The organism is Cryomorpha ignava (genome assembly GCF_010686655.1).
In the GTDB taxonomy this organism is placed as follows: domain Bacteria; phylum Bacteroidota; class Bacteroidia; order Flavobacteriales_D; family Cryomorphaceae; genus Cryomorpha; species Cryomorpha ignava.
In genome coordinates, this window is sequence record NZ_JAAGVY010000099.1 from 1 (window position 1) to 3,529 (window position 3,529).

Sequence of the window (3,529 nt, forward strand, 5' to 3'; positions counted from 1 at the left end):
TCTGGCGTAAACCACCCCTGTACGACTTTTCCGTTTTTAAGCTCGATCCGGTACACGACAATGACCCTTACTTCGTCATTTTCCGGTAGTACCCTTAACGGTAAAGCGGGTTTTTCATAATATGCGAGTTTTCTACATCCCATCTGTTTGGCAAGATAGGGTTTTCTTCTTTTCAGATGAAGTTTTCAGTTGAAAAAAAAATGCCTGCACGTTGATTTTTCACTCATTACCTTTTCGAACTCTGGATTTACAGCTCGATTTTTAGGTATGAATGCCCTTCCCCGATCTATAAAGTTCGCACTAAGCTTGCGGGGCTTTCATACTTAAAAATGAGCATCCAAGCGCCCGTAAACGCAAAAAAAGGGATGAGCTCGATTCGCGCGGAAGTGACGTCTTTTTCAAGCTCTTGTTTTCATTTCCTGTCGGGATTTTCATTGCTTGGATAAAGGAAAAAAGCGCCTGCGGCTAAAACGGCTGGGCTATGGCTGCAATGAGAGAGGAACGAACGGGTTGCGGACATGGCCCAAGCTTTTCGCGAGCCGCCTGCGAGTTGAGCAAGGGTGTGGCGCAGAGGAAGGCCGAGGGACGAGGCCGCTGCGCCACTCTGTGGAAGGTGTGGGCTGGCGGGCATTTTTGCTTTTTCTGCAAAAATGGTGACAGCCCATACCGCACAACACAAGGGCAGACCATACTGCCGGTAGGCTTTTTAAACACTTTGCCCGCAGCCCGCAGCGACCCGCAGGTGAGCCTAACCCTGGCAGGCGGTGGATTTTTTGCTTTACCACAAAGGCACGACTGGTAAGGCAAAAAAGACAGAGTAGCCTGCCGTGAGGAAGAGGAAGGAACTGCAAAAGACATGACAGCCTGCGAGGAACGAGCACCCTTTGGGCGGTGCAGCTCTTGTTTTATTCCTTTAAAAAACAAACACTAAAAACAAGGGCTGTGCCGGGCTGGCGTGGCTTTTTGCGGACGACTGATGACGAACACCGCTTTTCCTGTTATTTGATTCTTGGAAAGAGGTTGATTGGATGGAAGATTTTGGTTTTTTGTTGATTGAAAGATGTTCGTTCAAAAGAAGATTTCCGTTTGTTGATTGATTGGATTTCAGTTCTTAAAAAAGGATTTCAGTTGAAAAAAAAAAGAAGAAGGTTCATTTAAAAGAATGAACTTTTTTGTAACGTATTTCCGTAATCAGCTAACGGTTGACTATTTCTTTTTGGCTCGTTCTTTTCTTTCTTCCAAGATCATCTTTTGCAACCGCAGTACTTTTTCGGCTGTCTCTTTCGGCATGTCGAACCAATATTTTGTTCCGTCTTTGCCCCGGATAAAGGCTTTTCGTGTGTCGGATGTTTCTTTGTTTTTCATTGCAATGGATGTAATTTGTCGATGATGGTCTTGAGTTGCTCCAAGCCGGTTTGTTTGTAGCTTTCTGTGGCCGATGCCCGTTTGTGTCCGGCAAAGACTTGCACCACCCGCAGATCATTGCCGTTTTTGAGCAAGTGGGCAATCACGCTTTGACGGATTTTCAAGGGCTGCATTTTCTCGGTTTCTTTCCGTCCGTAATTGGTTGCCATGGCCACCGTTCCGGCAGGGATCCGCTTTCCGTAGCGTGTAATAATCAAAGCTTCGGTCGTTATTTTACTGTTTCTGATCAACAACTTTTCCCTGCTCTCGGTCATGTAGGTATGCAAAAGCATGATCTGCGAAGGTTTCAGGTCGAGTGTCCGGGCGTTGAGCTTTGCACTTTTCTTTACGTTTACCGTTCCTTTGTCCAGATCGATATCCGCCAAGTCCAGCCCGGCGATTTCTTGGGCGATCAGGGCTTGGTAAACCAGTAAGCCGGTAATCACTTTTTGCCTTTGTCCGATCGGTGTTTGAGTTTGGCAGCTTTCCAAAAAAATCAACATTTCATCCATCGCGTAAAGGCTTTGCACGTCCACCGCCCGATTTATGCGGTCTTTGAGCTGCAAGCTTTGACACGGATGGGTTTTTCGTTGCCCCGTTTCGACTAAATACCGGTAGTAGATCTTTACCGCAAAAAGATGGTTTCGCAAGGTTTTTGGGTGCTTTTTTAACTCCCGAAGGTGGGCGATGTAGCGCAGCACATCGGCATAAACAGCCGTTTCGGGTTCGTGCGTAAAGGTTTTGTAACGCTCGATCAGATACAGGTAATTTTGCAGCGATCTCGGGCTGTAGTTTTTCGTGATGTATTTCGCCAACCCCTTCATCTGCGCATGTTTTTGAGTTGCCTTCTTCCGATATGCGTATAGATTTCCGTGGTTTCGATATGTGCATGGCCGAGGAACTCCCGCACTTGCTCCACCTTTACGCCTTGCTCGATCAGGTGCGTAGCGATGGAATGCCGCAGGTGGTGCATGGTCGGTTTCTTGGCTTGCAAGTCAAGGTTTTCGGTTCTTTCCACCAAAGCTTTAAACCGCTTGTTCCAGGTGTATTTTTTCATCCGTCCGCCGCGGTCGTGCAGCATAAATGCCGGTGTCGGATGGCTTGGGTCGATAAAAAAAGGCCTGTGTTCGTAAAAATAACTGCTGATATCTTCCACCGTTCCCCGGCTTAGCGGAACAACCCTGCGCTTGTTGCCTTTGCCTTTTGGTACGATCAGGATTTTTTCCCGGAAGCGGATGTCTTTCAGATCCACCGCCACCAGTTCGCTCACACGTAGGCCGCAGCCGTAGGCGAGGGCAAGCATGGCGCGTTCCCGTTTGGTTTCTGCAACTTCATAAATCACTTTTATTTCTTCCTGTTCCAGCACCTGCCTTGTGCTTTGGCGGTTTTTGACCGGTCGGGGCAGCTTTAAGGCACTTGCGGGGTTTTCTAAGATTTCAGCTTTTTGCTGCAAGCCGTCAAAGAACTGGCCGATGGCGCGGATTTGGTTCAGGCAGCTTTGCAGTTTTATGGGGTTGCCGTTTACTTTGTTTGGGCGTTGTTTTAAGTGGTCGAAGTACGATTGCAGGTGTTCGGTTTTGATGGCTTTGGTTTCTGCTATGCCTTGTTTTTCCAGCCGACAAAAGAAGTCGAGAAGGCTGTGGTATTTTGTCCGTGCGCTGCGCGGGGCGAAGCCCAGAGCCAACAAGTCCTGGTAAAAAAGTTCGGCTTGTTTTCGGTAGGTATGATGGTTTGGGTATGTTATGACGAAGTTTCTCATCTCTTTACACTTTTTCAGAACGCGGAACGCCAAGGCTGCGAGCCGAGCGTTTTATTTTGATTATTAGTAGTTTATGGTTTTTAGCCCAACCATTTTACTGGCTTCTGGCGTTCCGTTTGGTGTTCCGCGCACTTGGAACACCAGCTATATTTTTTCAAGTTGTTTATCCAAATGGTCTTGTATTTTCGCTCGGATGGCTTCCAGACTGTCCCAGTAGCCTATTTGGTATTTAAAACCGCGGTTTGCGTGGCCGTTTACTTGGCGCACATACTCATAATCTTGCAGTTCCTGCATATAAACATGCTGCCTTGTCTTGCTCGTTTTCAGCGCATGGCGTATTTCCATCCGCGTAAAAGCGTAGTCTTT

3 protein-coding genes and 1 pseudogene are annotated in these 3,529 nt (G+C 47.5%); all 4 read right to left on the bottom strand.

What is annotated here, in order from left to right; all coding sequences use genetic code 11:
- Positions 1-1,206: 1,206 nt before the first annotated feature.
- Positions 1,207-1,365 (bottom strand): hypothetical protein, encoded by a 159-nt coding sequence (locus G3O08_RS20430; protein WP_163287305.1) that lies wholly within the window; start codon positions 1,363-1,365, stop codon positions 1,207-1,209.
- Positions 1,362-2,228 carry a tyrosine-type recombinase/integrase gene (locus tag G3O08_RS20435; RefSeq protein WP_163287306.1) on the bottom strand — a complete coding sequence of 289 codons (867 nt, stop codon included), beginning with the start codon at positions 2,226-2,228 and terminating at the stop codon, positions 1,362-1,364. The genes G3O08_RS20430 and G3O08_RS20435 overlap by 4 nt, the downstream gene beginning before the upstream one ends.
- Positions 2,225-3,163: a tyrosine-type recombinase/integrase gene (locus G3O08_RS20440; protein WP_163287307.1), complete on the bottom strand. Its 939-nt coding sequence runs from the start codon at positions 3,161-3,163 to the stop codon at positions 2,225-2,227. The genes G3O08_RS20435 and G3O08_RS20440 overlap by 4 nt, the downstream gene beginning before the upstream one ends.
- A gap of 144 nt (positions 3,164-3,307) precedes the next feature.
- Positions 3,308-3,529 (bottom strand): annotated as a pseudogene (locus tag G3O08_RS20445) (hypothetical protein); the annotation flags it as partial.

What these genes read in the sequence shown, in the direction of transcription:
- G3O08_RS20430 (WP_163287305.1), bottom strand. Translation starts at nt 1,365, where the DNA reads ATGAAAAACAAAGAAACATCCGACACACGAAAAGCCTTTATCCGGGGC.
- G3O08_RS20440 (WP_163287307.1), bottom strand. Translation starts at nt 3,163, where the DNA reads ATGAGAAACTTCGTCATAACATACCCAAACCATCATACCTACCGAAAA.
- G3O08_RS20435 (WP_163287306.1), bottom strand. Translation starts at nt 2,228, where the DNA reads ATGAAGGGGTTGGCGAAATACATCACGAAAAACTACAGCCCGAGATCG.